This window comes from Mucilaginibacter sp. P5_A6 (genome assembly GCF_056400585.1).
On the sequence record NZ_JBFUKZ010000002.1, the window covers coordinates 442,652 to 465,443 of the forward strand.

15 protein-coding genes are annotated in these 22,792 nt (G+C 42.5%); 12 read left to right on the top strand and 3 right to left on the bottom strand.

The features are described from left to right. The first annotated feature begins 250 nt into the window (after positions 1-250). The 3 genes from AC1DO4_RS03980 (at position 251) to AC1DO4_RS03990 (ending at position 1,930) form a co-directional block, all read left to right on the top strand. Positions 251-823: a sigma-70 family RNA polymerase sigma factor gene (locus tag AC1DO4_RS03980; RefSeq protein WP_477413195.1), complete on the top strand. Its 573-nt coding sequence runs from the start codon at positions 251-253 to the stop codon at positions 821-823. A gap of 12 nt (positions 824-835) precedes the next feature. Beyond that, entirely contained in the window at positions 836-1,114 is a 279-nt protein-coding gene (locus AC1DO4_RS03985) for a hypothetical protein (RefSeq protein ID WP_477413197.1), read from the top strand. Positions 1,115-1,285: 171 nt separating this feature from the next. Further along, on the top strand, positions 1,286-1,930 hold the full coding sequence (locus AC1DO4_RS03990) for a DNA-3-methyladenine glycosylase family protein (RefSeq protein WP_477413199.1): 645 nt from the start codon (positions 1,286-1,288) through the stop codon (positions 1,928-1,930). An 88-nt stretch (positions 1,931-2,018) separates the two neighbouring features. Here the strand turns inward: AC1DO4_RS03990 and cphA are convergent, their stop codons facing one another. After that, positions 2,019-4,646: a cyanophycin synthetase gene (gene cphA / locus AC1DO4_RS03995; RefSeq protein WP_477413201.1), complete on the bottom strand. Its 2,628-nt coding sequence runs from the start codon at positions 4,644-4,646 to the stop codon at positions 2,019-2,021. Positions 4,647-4,915: 269 nt separating this feature from the next. Here cphA and AC1DO4_RS04000 point away from each other — a divergent pair, with 269 nt between their 5' ends. From AC1DO4_RS04000 to AC1DO4_RS04020, 5 genes are all read left to right on the top strand, one after another. Then, positions 4,916-5,836, top strand: coding sequence for a cyanophycinase (locus tag AC1DO4_RS04000; RefSeq protein WP_477402841.1), 921 nt, complete (start codon positions 4,916-4,918; stop codon positions 5,834-5,836). 156 nt (positions 5,837-5,992) lie between these two features. After that, positions 5,993-6,835, top strand: coding sequence for an isoaspartyl peptidase/L-asparaginase (locus AC1DO4_RS04005; RefSeq protein WP_477413203.1), 843 nt, complete (start codon positions 5,993-5,995; stop codon positions 6,833-6,835). Between the two features lie 154 nt (positions 6,836-6,989). Then, a complete protein-coding gene (locus AC1DO4_RS04010) occupies positions 6,990-7,643 on the top strand; it encodes a hypothetical protein (RefSeq protein ID WP_477413205.1) in 654 nt (217 codons plus the stop codon). Between the two features lie 184 nt (positions 7,644-7,827). Further along, a complete protein-coding gene (locus AC1DO4_RS04015; RefSeq protein ID WP_477413207.1) occupies positions 7,828-9,972 on the top strand; it encodes a carboxy terminal-processing peptidase in 2,145 nt (714 codons plus the stop codon). Between the two features lie 209 nt (positions 9,973-10,181). Further along, a complete protein-coding gene (locus tag AC1DO4_RS04020) occupies positions 10,182-10,643 on the top strand; it encodes a MaoC family dehydratase (protein ID WP_477413209.1) in 462 nt (153 codons plus the stop codon). Positions 10,644-10,870: 227 nt separating this feature from the next. On the opposite strand, the gene gcvP is transcribed toward AC1DO4_RS04020, so the two are convergent. Further along, positions 10,871-13,780, bottom strand: a complete 2,910-nt coding sequence (gene gcvP, locus AC1DO4_RS04025) for an aminomethyl-transferring glycine dehydrogenase (protein ID WP_477413211.1) — start codon at positions 13,778-13,780, stop codon at positions 10,871-10,873. A 126-nt stretch (positions 13,781-13,906) separates the two neighbouring features. Here gcvP and AC1DO4_RS04030 point away from each other — a divergent pair, with 126 nt between their 5' ends. Next, positions 13,907-17,398, top strand: coding sequence for a T9SS type B sorting domain-containing protein (locus AC1DO4_RS04030; RefSeq protein ID WP_477413213.1), 3,492 nt, complete (start codon positions 13,907-13,909; stop codon positions 17,396-17,398). A 19-nt stretch (positions 17,399-17,417) separates the two neighbouring features. Next, on the top strand, positions 17,418-20,933 hold the full coding sequence (locus AC1DO4_RS04035) for a T9SS type B sorting domain-containing protein (protein ID WP_477413215.1): 3,516 nt from the start codon (positions 17,418-17,420) through the stop codon (positions 20,931-20,933). Between the two features lie 54 nt (positions 20,934-20,987). On the opposite strand, the gene AC1DO4_RS04040 is transcribed toward AC1DO4_RS04035, so the two are convergent. Next, positions 20,988-21,713 carry a pyridoxine 5'-phosphate synthase gene (locus tag AC1DO4_RS04040; RefSeq protein WP_477413217.1) on the bottom strand — a complete coding sequence of 242 codons (726 nt, stop codon included), beginning with the start codon at positions 21,711-21,713 and terminating at the stop codon, positions 20,988-20,990. 128 nt (positions 21,714-21,841) lie between these two features. Between AC1DO4_RS04040 and AC1DO4_RS04045 the strand changes: the two genes are divergently transcribed. Then, positions 21,842-22,177 carry a tRNA-binding protein gene (locus AC1DO4_RS04045; protein ID WP_477413219.1) on the top strand — a complete coding sequence of 112 codons (336 nt, stop codon included), beginning with the start codon at positions 21,842-21,844 and terminating at the stop codon, positions 22,175-22,177. Then, a complete protein-coding gene (locus AC1DO4_RS04050) occupies positions 22,178-22,648 on the top strand; it encodes a nucleoside deaminase (RefSeq protein WP_477413221.1) in 471 nt (156 codons plus the stop codon). The last annotated feature ends 144 nt before the right edge of the window (positions 22,649-22,792 follow it).

Sequence of the window (22,792 nt, forward strand, 5' to 3'; positions counted from 1 at the left end):
ATAATTTGATGTACGTTTTTATAGCTTAGTCGGGTTGCTGTTGACAACCTTACAAAAAAATAATTTTTGTGCCCGATCAAGGGGCCGGGCATAACCGTCTATGTTTAAATAAATTAATAATCAGTTAGATATATGTAAATTTAACAACAAATCCCCATTGTATCGGCGAACAAAAAAAATGAAAATTTATCGTAAGGGTTTGCCATTGTTACCGACTAATGGAATAAAACGTTCATGAATAAATGTGTTAATGGCTACTGAAAAGCAATTATTAGATCCCCGGCATTGGGTTGAAGCGTACGCCGATTATCTTTATGGCTATGCACTGCCACGCTTAAATGATGAAGAGGAGGCTAAAGACCTGGTCCAGGAAACGTTTTTAGCTGCCCTTGAAAGGAAAGAGAAATTTGAAGGTAAAAGTTCTGAACGTACGTGGCTAACCGCTATACTGAAAAACAAGATAATTGACGTTTACCGAAAAAGATCATCGGGCTTAAAAATGACAGCTGTTAAAGAGGCTGAAGAAGAACTGCGGGATTTTTTTAATGCTGATGACGGGCACTGGAATAAAATCCACACACCCCAACCCTTTGGCATAGAAAATCAGGATCCCTTACAGAGTAAGGAGTTTAACGGCATCTTTCAAAAATGTATGCAAAAGCTGCCAGCCTTATGGATGGCCGTTTTTACCATGAAACATATTGATGATGCGGCTACTGATATTATTTGCAGCGAGCTTAAAATTTCGCAGGCCAACTTTTGGGTGATCATTCACCGGGCCAAATTGAACCTGAGGGCGTGTTTACAAAGAAACTGGATCTAAAAATTTAGCTATATGAACCCACTGAAAAAAATACAATATAACTGCAGGCAGGCTACTTTTCTGATCGAGAAAAAACAGCTCAAAAAGTTAAGCTTTCGCGAGGTTATCGAATTGAGGATCCACCAGGCGGGGTGCTCGGCTTGCAGATTGTATGATACTCAAAGCAGGTTTATTCAACAGATGGCGCAAAAGCTTTTTCATGATTCAGTGCATTCATCGGCATCACCACTTGATGACGGTTTTAAGCAAGAGCTGCAGGGGCGGATTGAAGAAGAACTCAACAAAAAATAAAATATCTTGTTGCCCCCGGCAAGATTAAGGGCGAAATGCTAAGTGGTTTTTGTTTTTTGATCGCTGGTGGAAGGTAATTGTCTCCCTTTTTTATGTGACTTTTAAACGGGGCTTCCTATATTTACCATTAACCTGGATAAAATAATTGTAAAACAGGCTGATTAGTTTACCATGTTTAAGCAGTTTAACCACGCCAACTACCATGCTATTTGTGATGAACTTGCCTCGGCCGACCCCGACCTGGCTGCTATCATCAATACCTATGGCTATCCGCCACTATGGTCGAGGCCCAACACGTTCGAAACGCTGGTCCATATTATCCTGGAGCAGCAGGTATCGCTTGCATCAGCACTATCTGCATTAAATAAACTGCGGGAGCGTGTTCAGGAAATAACCCCGGCGAGGGTGTTGTTATTAACCGACGAAGAATTTAAAGCCAGCTATTTTAGCCGGCAGAAAACTACCTATACCAAATACCTGGCCGAGGCCATCATTAGCGGGCAGATTAATTTAACAGAACTGGAACAACTGCCCGATGAGGTAGTCCGCGCCAAACTAATTGCCCTCAAAGGCATTGGCAACTGGACTGCCGATGTTTATTTAATGTTTGTATTACAGCATACAGATATATTTCCTATTGGTGACCTTGCAGCGGTGAATGCGCTAAAAAGAGTGAAAAAACTACCAAAGGAAATTTCAAGGGAAGAAATGATTGCAATAGCAGAACAATGGGCGCCTTATAAAACTATTGCAAGCATGTTGCTGTGGCATTATTATTTAGCCTCACCCAAACCCTCTGCAAAGGAGAGGGCTTAAAAAAAAGCCACTTTGCAATCTGCAAAATGGCTTTGAAAATTAAATGTGTGTATCAGAACCGTCATCTATAGAGAGAGCATGTGAAGCCCTATACATTAAACAACCCATTCCTTTCCTGTTCCTGGTAATTTTGTACCGTTTCTATAGCATTATTAATCACATCGCTTAAGGCAGTAATGAAAGTGCCGGGTTTGGCAAGGCTCATGGCGTGTTTGATTGCATCAATTTCTTTAGGCACTATCTCAAATTTCTTTTCAGGATTAAATGAGCGAATACCCTCAATAAGCAGTGTCAATATATTTTCTTCGGTACGGCCGCGCAGGTGTTTTTCCTGGCGCAGAATGATGTAATCGAACATTTCGGCGGCTATCTTACCAAGTTCGCGAATGTCCTCATCCCGCCTGTCGCCGGTTCCGGCAATGATCCCTATTTTCAGCGGTGAATCTATATGTCTTAAAAACTCCCTGATACCACTAAAACCATCGGGGTTGTGGGCAAAATCAATCATGAAACGGAAATCCCTGAACTCAAAAATGTTCATGCGGCCCGGCGTTTGCGCTGCTGAAGGTATAAAAGTCTCCAAAGACATTTTAATGTCTTCGGTTTTGAAACCCCATAAAAACGTAGCCAAAGTTGCAGCCAGCACATTCTCGATCATGAAAGGCACCGTACCGCCAAAGGTTAGCGGAATCAAAATAGTGCGCTGTACCCTTATCTTCCAGTCGCCTTTTTGTATGGTTATAAAACCATTCTCGCAAATGGCGGCTATACCTCCCTTGCGGCAATGCGATTTAATGACCGGGTTATTCTCGTCCCGGCTAAAGTAAGCGATGTTACAATCTGCCCTATTGCCAATGCGTACGCAATACTTATTATCGGCATTCAAAACTCCCCAGCCACCCTTTTTAACCGAATTGAGCACCACACTTTTCACCCTTGTCAAATCATCAAGGGTGTGAATATCCGAAAGGCCTAAGTGATCTTCCTGAATATTGGTAATCACACCAATATCGCAAAAGCCAAAGCCCAGGCCCGAACGCAGGATGCCGCCGCGGGCGGTTTCCAACACGGCAAAATCAACCGTAGGGTCTTTCAAAATAAACTCCGTGCTTACCGGGCCGGTGGTATCGCCTTTTAGCAACATCGTATTCTGCACATAAATACCATCGGATGTGGTGAAGCCAACCCTGTGACCATTATTTTTAACAATATGTGCTATTAAACGGGTAGTAGTAGTTTTACCATTGGTGCCGGTAATAGCAATAATAGGGATCCGTGCCGATTTACCTGCTGGGTAAAGCATATCAAGCACATTCCCGGCAACGTTGCGCGGCAGGCCTTCGCTTGGGGCGATATGCATCCTAAAACCGGGCGCCGCGTTAACCTCTAATATCACACCTCCGTTTTCGGTAAGGGGCTCATGCAGATTTTCGGCCATGATATCAATACCGCAAATATCAAGACCAATTATTTTCGAAATCCGCTCGCAAATAAAAATATTTTGCGGGTGCACATGGTCTGTAACATCAACAGATGTACCGCCTGTACTAAGGTTGGCAGTCGATTTTACAAATACTTTTTCGTCGCGGGCGGGTATGGTGTCCAGCGTATAGCCTTTCTTTTCCAGCAGGTCAATAGTATCGCGGTCAATACCTATAAGGGTAAGCACATTTTCATGACCAAATCCACGGCGCGGATCAGTATTCTCTTTATCGATAAGTTGTTGGATGGTAGATATCCCATCACCGTTAACATGGGCTGGGTCGCGTAAGGCGGCGGCCACCATTTTGTTATCAATTACCAGCACACGGAAATCATATCCAGTAATAAAACGCTCCACAATAACCTTACGGGATATACTGGCAGCGTGCTCGTAGGCGGCTATCGCCGCTTCTTCGGTTTTTATATTGATAGAGATCCCCCGGCCATGATTGCCATCCAAAGGTTTAAACACCAATGGGAACCCAACCTTGCGGATTGCCTCGGCCACCCCTTCAACCGACGAAATGGTAATACCTTTGGCAACGGGGATGGCCTGTTCCTGCAGCATGCGCTTGGTTTCATCTTTATTGCTGGCTATATCAACTGCTATGCTGCTGGTTCTCTCGGTCATGGTGGCACGAAAACGCACCTGGTTTTTGCCGTAGCCTAACTGTACCAATGATTGATTGTTAAGCCTGATCCAGGGGATATCCCTTGCTATGGCCTCTTCCACTATCGATCCTGTGCTTGGGCCCAGGCGGGTATACTCCCTAATCTCGCGCATTTCCTGTATATCGGCATCCAGGTTATACTCTTCGCCTTGTATTAAAGCCCTGGCAATGCGTACTGCCGATTCGGCTGCAAAAACGCCTACTTTTTCTTCTACATATGCAAACACAACGTTGTAAACACCTTTGGTTTTGGTTTCGCGGGTGCGGCCAAAGCCCGTATCCATACCCGCAAGGGTTTGAATTTCGAGGGCGATATGCTCAATAACATGGCCCATCCACGTGCCGGCAACAACCCGCTGAAAAAAACCTCCCGGAACACCAGGCGAACAGCGGTGTTCATATAAGGATGGTAATAGCTCTTGCAGGCGTTCATAAAATCCGTCAATTTCGTTAGTGGGCTTATGCTCCATCTCCTGCAGGTCAAGCCGCATTTGTATTAATTTTTTGCGACGGATGCTCCAGATGTTCGGTCCGCGCAGTACTTGTATATTCTCGATCTTCATACGTATGTTACGAAATTTGTAAACGGCTTAATTTCTTTAAAACTATAAAACTTAATAGGGTATTTAAAATTTTTAAAGCTAAAAAGGCATTATTTGTTTATAACAGACTGTGTTTTTGATCCATTTTATCGTAATTTGTATTGTAGAATCATTTGATTAGTTAAATTAGGTTGATTTAGTGCGTGGTTATCCGGCAAAAAATTAAAATTCAGGGTAACTCACCAACTTAGTCGCCTCAATCAACTTAATCAACCAAACAATAAAGAAGCATGATTGTCCCGAAAGGAAAACTAATAATTATTGGTGGCGCAGTTGATATGGGGAGTAACGTAACCATACAGGAACACATTTTACAGCCAGATTATATTAAATTTTTTGAACAGGGCATTTTAAAGCGGATCGTTACCGAATCAGCTAAGCACGAAGGTTCGTTGGTTGAAGTTATTACTACTGCCTCCCAGATTCCGGAGTTGGTGGGCCAGGAATATATTAAGGCATTTGGGCAGCTAAATGTTACCAATGTTAATGTACTGCATATTAAAAACCGTGAAGATGCAGCTAATAAAGAATACCTTGAACGTATTCGTAAAGCAGATGTGGTAATGTTTAGTGGCGGCGACCAGCTTAGGCTAACCGCTATTTTTGGTGGCACTGAATTTTTGCAGATCCTGAAACAACGTTTCAGGAATGAAGATTTTGTAATAGCCGGTACATCGGCAGGGGCGGCGGCGGCCTCAACCCACATGATCTATCGCGGACAAAGCAATGAGGCACTCATCAAAGGCGAGGTGCAAATTACCGCCGGGCTTGGCTTTATTGATTCTGTTATAGTTGATACGCACTTTGTACAGCGCGGCCGTATAGGCAGGCTAATGTACGCCGTAGCAACCAATCCTGGTATTTTAGGTATTGGTTTGGGCGAGGATGCCGGTTTGCTTGTAACCGAAGGCAATATAATGGAAGCCATAGGCTCCGGGTTGATCATTTTGGTTGATGGCAGGAATATTGTAGCCACCAATATATACGATGTAGAGATAGGTTCACCGGTTTCTATCGAAAGTTTGAAAGTACATGTAATGTCTATATTTGATAAATATGACCTTACAGAACATCGGTTACTCATTAAAAAAACAGTTAAGGTAGAAGAGGGTGTTTTTATTAATGCACCGGATAACGACCTTTTAAAATAAATACACCTACTCCTCAGTTATATAAAAATGTTATCCCGAACTTGTTTCAGGATCTCACATGCTTAGTATAAACCTGTGAATTTACTTGCCTTGTGGGATGCCGGAATAAATTTGGCATGACGAACGATATTTTTTGAATCAATTAAACAGTTCAAAATGAAGATCATCATACACGGCGGTTTTTTCAGCGAATCGCAAACCAATCTTGAAATAAAACAAGCCAAACAACAAGCTTTAAGCGATATTGTGCAAGCAGGGTATAAATACCTGCAAAATCATACCGCTCTCCAAACGGCGGTATACACAGTTTGCCTCCTGGAAGATTGTGATCTGTTTAATGCCGGTACCGGTTCGCAGATACAAAGCGATGGTAAAATACGGCTCAGCGCATCACTTATGGATGGCAAAACTCAAAAATTCTCTGGGGTGATCAATATCGAGGATGTTAAAAACCCCATTTGTATTGCCGATAAACTGATGGGCTATGATGATCGGGTTTTAAGCGGCAAAGGAGCAAAAGAGTTTGCTACTAATAATGGGGCAGCTTATTACAATCCCGAAACACCCCATCGTCGCCATGAGTACGAAAAAAAGTTAAGTGACTCCATTAGGCTGGGTACAGTAGGCTGTGTTGCGCTTGATATTTATGGCAACCTGGCGGCCGCAACATCAACCGGAGGCAAAGGCTTTGAAATTCCCGGCCGGGTGAGCGATTCGGCAACAACGGCAGGTAATTATGCAAATGCACACGCGGGCATTTCATGTACCGGTGTTGGGGAGGATATTGTAAGCGGGGCTGTAGCTTCAAAAATTGTTACCCGGGTTACCGATGGCATGCCATTATCTGCTGCTACCGAAAAAACACTTGATGAGTTGAAGCCATTTGACGGCTTTGCCGGGATAGTTGGAATATCAGCAGATGGTAAAATTTATCATGCTGATACACATCCATATATGGTTTGGGCCCTGCATGATGGTGATGTTGAAGTTTTTGAATAAAACCAACATAACATTATGTGCTTTTCTTCCGTTTAATTCAACTATCAATGAAGTTCTGCAATTGATTTGCCCGGCTATGATTATTGATTAGCTGGTTATTATAGTTATATTTGTTTATCTGATTAATTTATTAAACCCAGACAAAAAAAATTAAATGAGATATTGTTTACTTATTATCTTATGTTCGGTTAGCATATCAGCGTCTGCGCAATGGTGGCAAAAGCCAATAAATACCATCGGTAATGTATTTAAAAAGCATGAGCGCTTTCCGCAGATTGCCGGGTTAAAGGATAACTCCGTAAAAAAACTGCCTGCAGCTCAAATTGCCAAACGTAAAATTGCGCCAACCATTATCGAACGTGCTCCATATGCGCTTTATCTCGAAGAAATGTCGGTAATGAGAACGGCACAACATAATATGCGTTTTAGGGTATACAGCGCCGCAAGCTATAACTTTAGCGATCTGGCGCAGATGTACCTGAAACAGAACCGCTTATCCGAAGCAAAATGGTATTTATTGCAAAGCCTCCAGATTTCGCGCCAGCAAAACGACGACCGGCATACCATTACTAATTTAATAGGACTAGCAACAGTAAAGGCCGGTTATGGCGATTATGTACAAGCCATGCAGGACCTTACCGAAGCCCGTGTACTGGCTACTTCGCGCGGCCTTGCTACGGATATTACAGCTATAAACAAACAGGCGCGCTACCTGCAGGACAATAAATCGAACCCTAAAGCGGAGATTCGTTATGCCGAAACCGCCGATTTGGATCAGAAATTGGATCAGAAAAAGGTAATAAAATAAATTTTTTATGTAACAATAGCGTAAAATGCCATTGCTTGTATACTACAAGTAAAACATTATCGTATAATTGTTATTGTTATTCAGAGACAGCATTTTGACTGTCTTTTTTTTTACATTAGTGATTATATATTAGGCACAAGTATTGATGTTTTACACAACCCCCGATTTAAATAGAGTGAAAGATATGTTTAAGAAAGGATATTTATTATTAATGATGGCCGCTGCACTTGCATGCAAGGCAGCGCCATCAAAACCTGTTAAAGTAAGCACAGCAGACCTGGTGCCTGATGAACAACAGGTAATAGTTTGCAAAAAAATTGCCGAGCTTATTACTAATTACAATTATAAAAAGGTTGATTTGAACGATTCTATATCCACAGTGATATTTAACCGCTATATAAAATCGCTTGACGAAAACCACAGCTATTTTTTAGCATCTGATATCAAGGATTTTGAAAAGTACAAGACCGTGCTTGACGATGACATTAAAGATGGTAACCTGAACGATGCCTTTTACATATTTAATGTTTTTCAAAAAAGATACATCGAGCATGTAAATTACTCACTGGCCCGTTTAAACAAAAGTTTTGATTTTGATAAAAAAGAAACATTTGTTTATGATCGCGATAAACTGCCATGGCCCGCTTCGCAAACCGAAATGGATGACATGTGGGGACAACGGGTAAAATACGACTTGCTGAATTTAAAAATAGCCAGCCCCGATATGGCTAAAAATAAGGAAACATTAAAAAAACGCTACACGAATTTATTATCGCAAGCCAATAAATTATCAAACCAGGATGTTTTTCAGTATTTTATGGATGCCTTTACCGAGGCAATAGACCCGCACACCAATTACTTTAACCCATCAAACGCGGCTAATTTCAATATTGAAATGTCGCGTCAGCTGGAAGGTATAGGTGCATCGCTTTTGGTTGAAAATGAATATGTAACTATAAAATCTGTAGTAGCCGGCGGCCCTGCTGATAAAAGCAAACAAATCAGTATTGACGACCGCATTGTTGGTGTTGCCCAGGGCAAAACAGGCGAATTTCAGAATGTTGTTGGCTGGAGAGTTGAAAACGCCATTGCTTTAATTCGTGGTACAAAAGGTACTGTTGTAAGGCTGGAGATATTACCTGCCGGAACAAGCGCCGGTGGTAAGCCAAAAGTTGTGGAGATGGTACGGGAAAAGATCATTTTAAAAGATCAATCAGCTAAAAAGGAGATCCGTACGTACAATAATAATGGGAAGACTGTTAAAATTGGTGTTATATCTATCCCTGCATTTTACATTGATTACAATGATTATAAAGCAGGTAACCCCAACTATAAAAGCACCACCCATGATGTTAAAATATTATTGGATAGCCTGAAACAGGAAAATATTGATGGTGTAGTGATCGACCTGCGCGAGAATGGTGGCGGTTCATTAATGGAGGCCATTGAGCTTACCGGCTTATTTGTAAAAAGTGGCCCGGTAGTGCAGGTGCGCGATACTAAAAACCAGGTTGATGTAGAGAAAGATGATGACCCGGGAATTACTTATGCTGGTCCGTTAGGTGTACTGGTTGATCGTTTCAGTGCCTCAGCGTCCGAAATTTTTTCGGGAGCGATACAGGATTATGGTCGCGGTATCATATTGGGTACGCAAACCTATGGTAAAGGTTCTGTTCAAAACGCAATTGACCTTGATAGAATCTTAGGTTCGCCACTTAAGGATAAAATTAATCAGCTGGCAAATAAAGTAGCAGCTGGCGGTAAAACAAGGGTATCAACAGGCAGCCAGAGCACTTATGGGCAGCTTAATTTAACCATAGCTAAGTTTTATCGCATCAGCGGCAGCTCAACCCAGCACAAGGGTGTAACACCAGATATCCAGTTCCCTTCATTAATTCCTTTGGATAAATATGGTGAGGATACTGAACCGTCTGCTATGCCTTTTGATGTTATTCAGAAAAGTGATTTCATCAAAGCGGGTGATTTTACTTCTGTGTTGCCTCAATTAACAAAACTGCATGATCAGCGTATGGCTACCAGCGATAGTTATAAATACATGATGGAAGATATTGCCGACTTTAAAAAGCACGAAACCGAAAATAGTGTTACTTTAAACGAGGCTGAGTTGAAAAAACAACGTGATGCCGATGAGCAAAAAGCCTTAGAACGCAATAATCTGCGCCGCATAGCTTTAGGCTTGCCGGCCCTTAAAAAAGGGGATAAAAAACCTAAAGATGAAGACCTGGATTTTGTAAAACGCGAAGCAGGCCAGATCATGACTGATTATATCAGTTTAGGATCGAAGTTTACAAGCATATCAACGCAGTAAGCCCCCCGCCCCCCTAAAGGGGGAGTATAAAAAGCACATTTTAAGCCGCCTGTTAAACGGGCGGCTTTTTTTGTTAGCCCATAGTCAATCACCGTGTGGGCAAAAACTTGTTAAGTTGGGTTTATACCCCCCGGGAGATCAGAATAAAAATTCAGATTTTGGAAATTTTGTAATTACTTTGCCGGTTGAAAGCAATAAACCCGATATAAATGTTAGTTATAAATAACTTTAACGAATTTGAAGCGCAAATAGGGAATGACCTTGGTGTTTCATCATGGTATAAAATTACCCAGGAGCAGATCAATAAATTTGCTGATGCCACATTAGATCACCAATGGATCCATACTGATCCTGAAAGGGCAAAAACTGAAAGCCAGTTTGGAGCAACTATTGCTCATGGCTATCTAACCCTATCGCTGATCCCATATTTATGGAAGGAAATTGTAAAAGTTAAAAACCTGAAAATGGAGATCAATTATGGTATTGAAAGTTTTCGTTTTGGGCAAGCTGTATTGGTTGATTCGGAGGTAAGGCTAAAAGTAAAACTCGGGGGCCTGGTAAATCTGCGCGGACCAATTAAAGCCACCATGATAACCACCCTTGAAATTAAAGATCAAAAGAAACCCGCCTTTAGCGGCGATATTGTTTTTGTTTATCACTTTAATTCTTAGAGCAAAGAGCAGGGATTTTTGGACAAAGGACTTTCGGACAAAAGACTTTCGGAACCCCGGATAAAAGAGGGTGAACGCAGAAGCTCAACCAGTTAACTTAAATTGGCTTGCAATCTTCCTTTCAGGTGATAGACGTAAATACGCGTCCTCCACAACAATATAAACAGAAAAGACCGCCATTTTTGATGACGGTCTTTTTTATTTGGATGAAATAGTTATTTAAAATCTCACGTTCCGTATTCCGGGGTAGTTACTTCGCTTTCTTCAAACTCGTAATCGGTTAATGGCGGACATGAACAGATCAGCGTTCTATCGCCGTAGGTGTCATTAACCCTGCCTACTGATGGCCAGAATTTAAAGGCGGCTACATAAGGTAGCGGGAATGCCGCTTTCTGGCGGCTATATGGATGCTCCCACTCGTTACCGGTAATTACCGATACTGTATGAGGTGCATTTTTTAACGGATTATCTGTTTTATCTGATATTCCGGTGGCGATATCGGCAATTTCATGACGGATAGCGATCATTGCATCACAAAAACGATCGAGTTCATGTTTAGGCTCCGATTCTGTTGGCTCAACCATAACCGTACCCGCAACCGGGAATGATACAGTTGGCGCATGGAAGCCATAATCCATTAAGCGTTTGGCAATATCTGTAACCTCGATACCGAATGATTTAAATGAGCGGCAATCCAATATCATTTCGTGGGCACAGCGGCCATTGGCGCCGGTGTATAATACCGGGAAATGATCCTGTAGCCTTGTTTTAATATAGTTGGCATTTAGTATTGCGTAACGCGTAGCATCAGTCAGTCCATCGCCGCCCATCATGGCTATATAAGCATGAGAGATGATGAGGATAGAAGCCGAGCCCCAGGGAGCTGCAGATACCGCGTGGATTGATTTACCCCTTTCGATATCAACCACAGCATGCCCCGGTAAATAAGGAACCAGGTGCTTAGCCACGCCAATTGGCCCCATACCCGGGCCACCGCCGCCATGCGGAATACAAAAGGTTTTATGCAGGTTTAAGTGGCAAACGTCGGCGCCTATATTAGCAGGGCTGGTTAAGCCTACCTGGGCATTCATGTTGGCGCCATCCATATAAACCTGGCCGCCATTCTGGTGAATAACATCACAGATCTCGATGATCGACTCTTCAAATACGCCGTGGGTTGATGGGTAGGTAACCATTAAGCACGATAGCTCGTTTTTATATTGCTCTGCTTTGGCGCGCATATCGGCAACATCAATGTTGCCATTGTCATCGCACTTAACAACCACAATCTTCATACCGGCCATAGCTGCTGATGCAGGGTTGGTGCCGTGTGCTGATGATGGAATTAAAGCGATATTACGATGGGTATCGCCCCTGTCATGATGATAGGCGCGGATAACCATTAAGCCCGCGTACTCACCTTGCGCGCCTGCATTTGGCTGTAAGCTCATTGCTGCAAAGCCGGTGATCTCGCTCAGCCAGTTGTTGATCTCATCAAACAGTTGCATGTAGCCGCCTACCTGGTCGGTAGGTGCAAACGGGTGAATTTTGCTGAAATGATTCCAGGTAACCGGTACCATTTCGGTGGTCGCGTTCAGCTTCATGGTACATGAACCTAAGGCGATCATAGAATGGCAAAGCGAAAGATCTTTTGCTTCCAGTGATTTGATGTAACGCAGCATTTCATGCTCAGAATGATGCGTATTGAACAGGCCATGCGTTAGATAAGCAGATGTGCGCTGCAATGCAGCAGGGATAACAGTTTGCAGATCGGCTTTCAGTTCATCAAAATTTACATCGTGAATAGTTTTGCCTATTACTTTTGCAAAAAACCTTACGATAGTTTTAATATCCTCGGGCGATGTGGTTTCGTCAACTGAAATGGTAACAACCGAGCCTTCATAGTTCAGGTTCATTTCGTTGTTTAATGCCTCTGAATGGATAGGGCCGGCTAAATGAGCAACATCAAACTTCAAAGTATCAAAATACGATTCGTTTAGCTGTTTATAACCTAATTCACCAAGGGCCTTAGCCAATAGTACAGTTAGCCCGTGGATTCTTTCGGCAATTAGTTTAACTCCCTGTGGGCCATGGTACACGGCATACATACCGGCCATAATAGCCAGTAATGCCTGCGCGGTACAAATATTTGAAGTGGCTTTATCCCTGCGAATGTGCTGCTCGCGGGTTTGCAGGGCCATGCGCAAAGCATAGTTACCGGCACTATCAATAGTTACACCAATGATGCGGCCGGGGATTGATCGTTTATATTCTTCTTTAGTAGCAAAAAACGCGGCATGCGGCCCGCCGAAGCCCATGGGTACACCAAAGCGCTGGGTTGAACCAACTACGATATCGGCGCCCCATTCGCCCGGAGGGGTTAACAGAACCAGGCTCATGATATCGGCAACAACGGTTAGTTTAATGCCTTTTTCGTGTCCTTTGACAGCAAAATCAGTATAATTATAAACGGCACCCTTACCTGCCGGGTACTGTACAATGGCACCAAACATATTGTCGGTTAATTCAACAGTGCGGTGGTCGCCTATTTGCAGCTCGATACCATAAGGTTCGGAGCGTGTTTTTAAAATATCGATGGTTTGCGGAAACAGCTCTTCGGATACGAAGAAAACATTGGCACTGCTGTTTTTACGCAGGCTATATTGCATAAACATAGCCTCGGCAGCGGCGGTACCTTCGTCCAGTAAGGATGCATTGGCAATTTCCATACCGGTTAAATCAATAACCATGGTTTGAAAGTTGAGCAAGGCTTGCAAACGGCCCTGCGCAATTTCGGCCTGGTACGGTGTATATTGGGTATACCAGCCTGGGTTTTCCAGTATATTACGCTGAATAACACCCGGAACTATAACATCATAATAACCCTTGCCGATGAACGACTTAAACACCTTGTTTTTTAATGATGTTTGCTTAAGTGTAGTAAGATAATCAAACTCACTTTTCGCAGGTGGCAAATTGAGTGGTTTTTTAAGCCTGATCCTGTCAGGAATGGTTTGTGCTATCAATTCATCCAGTGAACTAACACCGATGGTTTTTAACATTTTTGCCGTATCGGCCTCATTTGGAGCTATGTGTCTCGATTGAAATCTCTCCTGGTAATCTGCGTTCAGCTTCATGAAGTGGTCGTCCCCTTAAATTTACCGCAAAGGTACAATTTTACAATATGAGTAACAATTGCGTAATATCAAGTTGACAAAGCATTTACACAGAAAATTTATATCTTTAACAGGCTAAACTTTATCATGTTTGTTAAGAATTTTTTACTTTCGGTTGTCTTCTTGTTTTTATTTAGCAGTATTTCCTTTTCTGCTGTCATTATTGTATCCAGTAATGCCGATACCGGACCTGGCACCCTTCGTGAGGCACTCACTATAGCAGCCGGGAATGGCACTACAACCGCCGATGTCATTCAGTTCAATTTACCGGGTAGCTTAGTGTCCGATCGTATCATCAGGTTAAAAAGCCAGTTGCCCTTTATAACTTCCAAGGTAACTATTGATGGTACTACGCAACCGGGCATAGTATTTGGTGTATCAGATGCCAGGGTGATTATTGAGCCGGAAACTTCTCCTGTTTATTTTAATGCTTTAAATATAAATGGTGAGGTTAACACCGGGGGTACGCCTGCAAAACAAATAGCCATATATGGGTTGTACATTCGCAATTTTGCTAAAATTACCAGCTTAGCAAATGTAGATATTAACCAGGGATCGGGGTTAATGATCCAGGGCGATGCAAGCGGGATCACTATAGGCGCACCGGGCAAAGGAAATGTTTTTTRCGGCAATATTAACGGTATCTATAATATCTCATATTACTATTCTGCAGGTATTTCAGATATCCAGATACAAAGTAATATTATCGGGCTGCTTGATGATGGTTTTACTGCTGCCAGCAATTATACAGGTATTAATATTAGCCTGGATAAAGACGGACTTATAGGCGGGACAGATGCCAATATGGGCAATGTTATAGCCGCAAATGTAACAGGTATTAATATTACCCGTAACAATAATTTTGGTTTGCCAAACTCATTAAGCATACAAAATAATAAAATTGGTACCGATTATACAGGCAAAGTTGATTTTAAAAATATCCCCCTCCTGCAACAAAGCGCCTTTATTAAGGCCTATGGCATTAATGTTAACGCTTCAAATACAACGGTAAACATCGTATCTAATCTTATATCGGGGCAGCGTTATTGCGGTATTTTTATTGAGAACTCCTCCTTTAAAATAACAGCAAATAAAATTGGCACCGATATTACCGGAACAAAAGACCTGGGAAATGGCGAGGGTATCCACGCGGGTACAAGTTCATCCGGAACCATTGGTGGTACAGCCGCTGCCGATAAAAATTATATAGGCTTTAACAATTATGGTATCGAGGCTTTAAACAGTTCGCATACGCTCATTACGCGCAACAGCATTTTTTGCAATAGCGATTATGGTATAAGTGCTTTAAGTAATTATTACCAGGTGCCATTTGTACAGGTACTTAATTTTAGCGGAACGGCAGCTTCTGGTGTAGCCACGCCCAATTGCAGCATCGAGCTGTTTTTGTCTGATGATTGTGGCAATATATGCCAGGGAAAAACCTATATAGCCACTGTACAGTCAAACGGAGGCGGCGTATGGAGCTATTCGGGAAATCTTAGCAAGGCGGTTATAGCTACCGCCACCGATGCCAGTAATAACACATCGCCCTTTTCATCGTTGGTGATACAGGATAATGATGCCGTTGTTAAAAATTATACCTGCGCATACCAGGGCAGCGTAACCATTCAGCAAAATCGCACCGGGCTTTTATTTCACTGGGATAAAAAAGAAACAAATGGAAAATTAACACCAATAGGTGACAATCAGAATATTAATAATCTGCTCCCGGGTACCTACCAGTTAACTGTTCAATATCCCGGCGGATGCCAAAAAATAACCCAACTCTTTGAGATAAAAGATCTGAGGATTAAAATACAGAACGTTGTTAAACCTACGCCCGAGTGCCGCCAAAAATCGTTTCCGTTTGATGTGAATTTTACGGGCGGTACCGGCAATGTAACTTTTGCATGGAAGGATAAAAACGGCCAGATCAAGTCGACCGACAAAGCTGCGTATTTGCCCGAAGGCACTTATACAGTAACCATTTATGACGAGGCCGGCTGTGCGGTTACCTCAGCCCCGGCTATAACTATTAAGGCAAAGCCCGGACCCGATTATGATCTTTCGACCATAATTACTAAACCCGCCCGGTGTGGCGTAGCCGACGGCGGCATAAGCAACATTACAACATATGTGGGCATTGGTACTTTAACTTACAAATGGACAGATGAAAACGGGAAAGCAGTTAGTGCTTCGAAAGATCTGAAAGGTGTTAAAGGAGGTTATTACACGCTAACGTTATATGATCAAAGCGAATGCAGCCCATATTCAACACCAGCATTATACATTCCGGAAACTAATTCGGTAAATATTGGCGATGGCTACTTAACACCGGCTAAATGTGGTAATAATGATGGATCGATAACAGGGGTGTATGTTCAAAATGCAAACCAGTTTCAATGGTACGATCCGCAGGGAAATCCTATTCCCACCGATCAGACCAATTTAAATATCTATAACCTTACCGATGGCAATTACCGCCTCAACGCTTTAAATACGGTTACCCAATGCAGTAACGACAAATATTTTGCTGTTAACCGGTTAATTCCACAGGTGTATACTATAAAATCCCTCGTGGCTACCCCAATTACCTGCGGCCTTGATAACGGAGCCATTGACCTTACATTTGATGGCACAATAAAACCCAGTTCTTACCAATGGTTAAAATCCGATGGGTCGTTAGCCGGTTATACCCCCAGTATTAACAATTTGGCGGCAGGGCTTTATACATTAAATGTAACCGATATAAATGGCTGCCCATCTGTATTGATCTCTAATTATGAGATAAAAGCAACCCCATTGCTGCAATTTGCAGCTACAAACAATCCCTCTGTAACCGCAGATCAGTGCAATCAGCTATTGGGCAGCATTACCGGTATTGAAGTAACCGGAGGCGTGCCACCGTATAAATACGCCTGGACAAATAGGGATAATAATGCCAATGCCGGGTTTGATAAAGACCTGAAAAATGTTGGCAAGGGTAATTATTCGCTGGTGGTTACCGATAATACCTCCTGCGCCATTCCGCTTCCAATTCAACGGAATGTTGATAATAACGAATTTGCGCCCGATCAGCCCATAATTAACAATCAAAGGATCTGCGATCCGGAAACGGTTGCTATCAATGTACTAAATCCGGTTAACGGCACTTATAAATTGTATGCCGATGCAACATCGCTACAACCACTATACACCAACCTTACGGGAAAATTCAGTCTGCCGGTTGCAGAAACCAGCGATTTTTATATTTCATACAGTATTGGCACATGTGAAAGTAACCGAACCCAAACGCATATAGAGGTGGTGCATGTAGATGTTAAAAGACCCAACACATTTACACCCAATGGAGACGGCACAAATGATTACTGGAAAATTGAAGGCCTCGAAAAATTCCCCGGTTCATTAGTGCAGGTGTTTAGCCGTTATGGGCAAAAAGTATTTGAATCTAAAGATTATTCAACCCCATTCACCGGAAGTTTTAACGGAAAGCCGGTGGCCGAGGGAGTTTATTATTATATAATAAATTTAAACACACCATGCAGCCTGCTTTCGGGCAGCTTAACCATTATCAGGTAATGTTGATTGATCTTTAGCGATGGGTTACAGGTTATTTTTAATTCTTTTATTACTTGTATTACTTTCGGATACTTCTATTGCCGCGGTGTTTGTGGTAACCAGCAACGCAGATAGCGGCCTAGGCACTTTGCGCGAAGCTTTAACAAAAGCGGCCGCCAATGGCAGTGCAGAGAAGGATTATATTAATTTTAATTTGCCGGATTTGAGTGAGGCTGGGAGGACGATAGCTATCAAAATAGATCTGCCCCAAATTACCTCTGATCTGGTTATCGACGGATCGACCCAGCCGGGCGCGCCACTATCTGTAAATGGCGCTCAAATTATCATTAAAGGAGAAGGAGAAAAGGCGCTGTTAGTTTATTGCTTTATTTTAGGCAGCGTTGCTGATTTTGAAATGTATGGATTGATAGTCAAAAATCTTTACGTTGCCGACAATCCTGCTTTTGGCGCATTTGGGGGGATTGTGCTTTCCATTCAAGGGAAAGTTGACCATATCGTTATCGGAGCCCCGGGCAAAGGAAATGTAATATATAATGTTCAATCGGCTATTGAGGGCATAGAAGACAGTAATTCAATGGGACTGCCGGCATGCGAAGTCCAATCAATTGAACTAAAGAATAATTTAGTTGGTATTGGGGAAGATGGTGTTAAAATAGGAGCTTATAACCAATCCCGGATATTTTTACCGTTTACTTATAATGTGACAATTGGTGGAGACAATAATAATGAGGGTAATACGATATTCGATCTTGTTTCTATTGTGCCGGCTCGTGCAAACGAGGATCTTAAAGAAGATGTGAAGATTAAAATAAAGAATAATATTTTCTCGGCTAATACATTACAGCAAAGAAATACTGACCCCAATATTGATTTTAGCTGGAATGACCAGGCTCTGAGTATCGGGGTTCAACCCTTATTAACTTATCATAAAAACACAACAATCGAGGTTTCGAATAACGTTTTTGGCTATTCATTGCTTATAACAGGATTTACGAATTTAAACTGCTTAATACAAAGTAATTTTTTTGGAACATCTACCGATAAAAAAAACAAGATCCCTGTAGATGGTGCGGCAATTACGCTTTACTATACGGCCGGGAAAACATTAATTGGAGGCAGCGATAATAACAAAGGCAATGTAATAACAAACTGTTTGCAAAATCAAAAAGCGGTGGATAATGGCAATGCTGCAATTAATGCGCTTGATGCCTCATTAAATGTGGGAGTGTCAAACTTTGTAGAGTTATCACATAATTCTCTTTATTGCAACACGGGCATGCCGTATTCAACGCACACACCGCCTGGGCAAAAACCAATAAGTGTTACAGTTGATAAGCTTACATTAACATCGGTGACCGGTAAAACAACACCGCATGCGCGGGTTGAACTATTTTATACAGATAAAGAATGTACACAATGTCAACCAAAAACATATTTAACCACCACTTATGCCGACGCTAGTGGAAACTATATCTATAATGATGCTTTACTAGCAGGGTATGGAGTTATGGCAGGGGCTATGCTTACCGGTAATTCTTCGGAATTTACTGATACGCGTATTTTTAATGAAACTTCTTTAACAGTAATTCACCCGGAGTGCGATATGGGGGGCTCCATATTAAACGCACTATCAACTGTAAATACAAAAAAACTTGAATGGCAAAATGAAGAGGGCAAAGTTTTTGGAAACAATATAGATTTAACAAACGTTCCTGCCGGTAAATACAGGCTTAAGGCTGAGCAATTTGGATGCATCCAATATTCATATTACTTTTTGCTTGAGGACCATACCCCTTTTATTGACGACAGTCAAAAAAAAGTAATACAGCCCGCATGTGGTAATCTTGGTTCAATAAGCAACCTATATAGCATTTCCGTTTTCAAATTCAAGTGGGTAGATGAACACGGAAACCTGGTGAGCGACCAGTTGGATGTGAAAGATTTGAACCCCGGTAGCTATACGCTGCATTATTTTGGACAAAGAGGCTGCGAAAAAACATATGGTCCGGTTATAATTAAAAACTCACCCGGCCTCAATATCGACGACTCAAAACCCGACATCACCCATACCAACTGCGGACAAACGATCGGCGGTGTCAAAAATATAATTGTTTCAAACGGTGCCGGTACCCGGCACTATATCTGGAAAAACAACCTACAGCAAGAGGTAGCCTATACCCAGGACCTTACTAACCAACCGGCAGGTAGTTACACTTTACAGGTAACCGATGATACACAATGCGGCCCCATTTACAGCAAAGAGATTGAGATATTGGAAGTTAACGGCATAACCCTTGTAGAATCACCTATCCCCACAACTCCTGCAAGTTGCGGCAAAGCTAACGGCTCGGTAACCGGCGTTACGGCAACAGGTGGAACTAAATATGAATGGCGCGATGCTAATGGTAATTTAGCGGGCAGCAGCCTTGATTTAAAAAACGTACCTGCCGGGGCTTATCAGCTCACCGTTTTAAATGATTATTGTCAGAAGCAATCGCAGGTTTACCATGTTTTGGAGGCTCTCGGCACGGTTTATCCATCAACTTATACTATAAAAAATACGCGGGCTTGTTATGCCAATACCAACGGATCATTATCGTTAACTGCCGACGCCCTTGTAAAATCGTATAGATGGGAAAATGATAAGCAGGAAAATGCCGGCGCAAACACCGATGCCATAAATCTACCTCCCGGCAGCTATAAACTTTATTTAACCGACCAAAACGGCTGCGAGAGTTATTACAATACCTACCAGGTAACAGAATTGCCCCAATTTAAGATAGTTGATTACGGGCAGAAAACAGATGACCGGTGCGGCTTAAAAACGGGTTCTGTAAAAAATGTAATCATAACAGGTGGTTTACCCCCTTATACTTATAAATGGGTAAATGATGCAGGCCAGCCAATTGGTAATACCAATAGCATAGAAAACCTTACAGCAGGCAATTACAAGTTAAGTGTGCTTGATGCCCGTTGCGGTGATGTAGAAATCAATTTTAATATCGCGCTTATCCCGACCGATGTTGGGCCGCCATCCTTATCAGACATCCAGGTGTGTACGCCCGGTGATGCTTTCCTTTTTGTAAATGATGTGGCTCCAGGCTTTACATACCGTTTATATGACATGGCAGATAGTAACACCCCGTTAGATGAACAGGCAAATGGGCGGTTTAAAATTTCAGTAACATCAAACCGCAGCTTTTTTGTAAGCAGGGTTAGCGGTACCTGCGAAGGAGTACGTGTTGAAGTAAAGGTAAGCGTTGGTTTATCCCCGGTCAACATCGCCAACACCTTCAGCCCCAACGGCGATGGCCATAACGATTACTGGAAAATAAACGGCATCGAAAATTACCCACAGGCTTTGGTTCAGGTATTTAACCGTAACGGGCAAAAACTATTTGAATCAAGGGGGTATGTAACGCTTTTTAACGGCACTTACAAAGGCAAAGCTTTGCCCGCTGCCACTTACTATTATATTATCAACCTCAATAAAAACTGCAACCTGTTATCGGGAAGCTTAACTATTTTGAGGTAAGGTGGTATTGGGTGCAAAGGTTGGAAGCAAAGACTTCGGCCTTAAGACTTCGGACTAACGACTTACCGCCAGCTGCCTTAAATACATTTGTATGGTATTTTCCAGCCCGTAATATAAGGCATCGCTGATGAGCGCGTGGCCGATGCTCACCTCGTCTAAAGCAGGAATGTTTTCTGCAAAGTATTTCAGGTTATGTAAATCAAGATCGTGGCCCGCATTAATGCCAAGCCCCGCATCATGTGCTATTTTAGCGGCTTCAATATACGGAGCTATTGCCAGCTCCTTACCCTGGTGATAATGCGTGGCATAGGCTTCTGTGTATAGTTCAATGCGATCTGTCCCTGTTTTGGCGGCACCTTCAACCATTTGGGCAATGGGGTCAACAAATATCGATACGCGGATCCCGGCCTCTTTAAAAACGGCTATCATATCCCTTAGGTAATGATAATTGGTAATGGTATCCCAGCCATGGTTTGAGGTGATCTGGCCCAGCACATCGGGCACCAAAGTTACCTGCTCGGGTTTGTTGGCTAACACCAGGTCTATAAATTTTTGTTCCTGGCAATTGCCTTCAATGTTAAATTCGGTAGTAACTATTTTCTTCAGGTCAAAAACATCCTGGTAGCGGATATGCCTTTCGTCGGGCCGCGGGTGCACGGTTATACCTTGTGCGCCAAAACGTTCACAATCCTTGGCAACCTGTACCAGGTCGGGGTTATTACCGCCACGCGAGTTACGCAGGGTAGCTATTTTATTGATGTTGACAGATAGACGGGTCATGGTTCTTACTTAATTTACACGGCAAATATCACTATTTACCCTACTAACATCTAAAACAATTTTATGATTGATTTATTTGCAATAATCAGGAAGCTATTTAAATCTTCTTCAATTGTATCTTTGCCGTTATGGAAACCATCACCTGGCATGATTTTGAGCAAGTAGAGTTGAGGATAGGCACAATATTGGAAGCCGCCGATTTTCCCCAGGCACGTAAACCCGCGTACAAGGTAAGGGTTGATTTTGGAGAGTTTGGCACCAAATGGTCAAGCGCGCAGATCACCAGGCATTATACTAAAGAAGAATTAGTAGGCAGGCAGATTGTTGGAGTAATCAACTTTCCTAAAAAGCAGATCGGCAATTTCATGTCCGAGTTCCTGGTTACCGGTTTTGCCGATGACAATGGCGACATAGTTTTAGCTGCAGTTGATAAACCCGTGCCAAATGGCAGTAAACTGATTTAAATGAGATATATAAACTTTGAGGAGGAGCCAGCCATTTCTCCTGATGATTTTTTTATGGGCGAAGCTTTAAAAGAAGCCCGCTACGCTCTTCAGGAGGATGAGATCCCCATTGGTGCTATAGTAACTTATGGCGGCAAAATCATCGGCCGTGGGCATAACCTTACTGAACGCCTCACTGATGTATCTGCCCATGCAGAAATGCAGGCCCTTACAGCTGCGGCCAACTCCATGGGGGGTAAGTACCTGCAGGGCTGTACACTATACGTAACCATGGAGCCCTGTGTAATGTGCGCCGGTGCATCCTACTGGTTCCAGGTGAGCCGGATAGTTTTTGGCGCTTATGATACCAAGCTGGGTTTCGGCAGGCTCAATCAAAAAATAACCCATCCCAAAACAGTTATCACCGGCGGCATCCGTGAAAATGAGTGCGCCGAACTGGTAAAGAACTTTTTTAAGGCGAAAAGGAAGTAGGGTGGGCAGTAGTCAATGGTCAAAATAACCTTATCAGTCGTTACGATTGAGTATGGACCATCGACTATGGACTTAAAGAAACATGACAATAATTTAGAACAAAAAGTAAAATCTACTCTTATATTTGTTTCATCACAATCATTA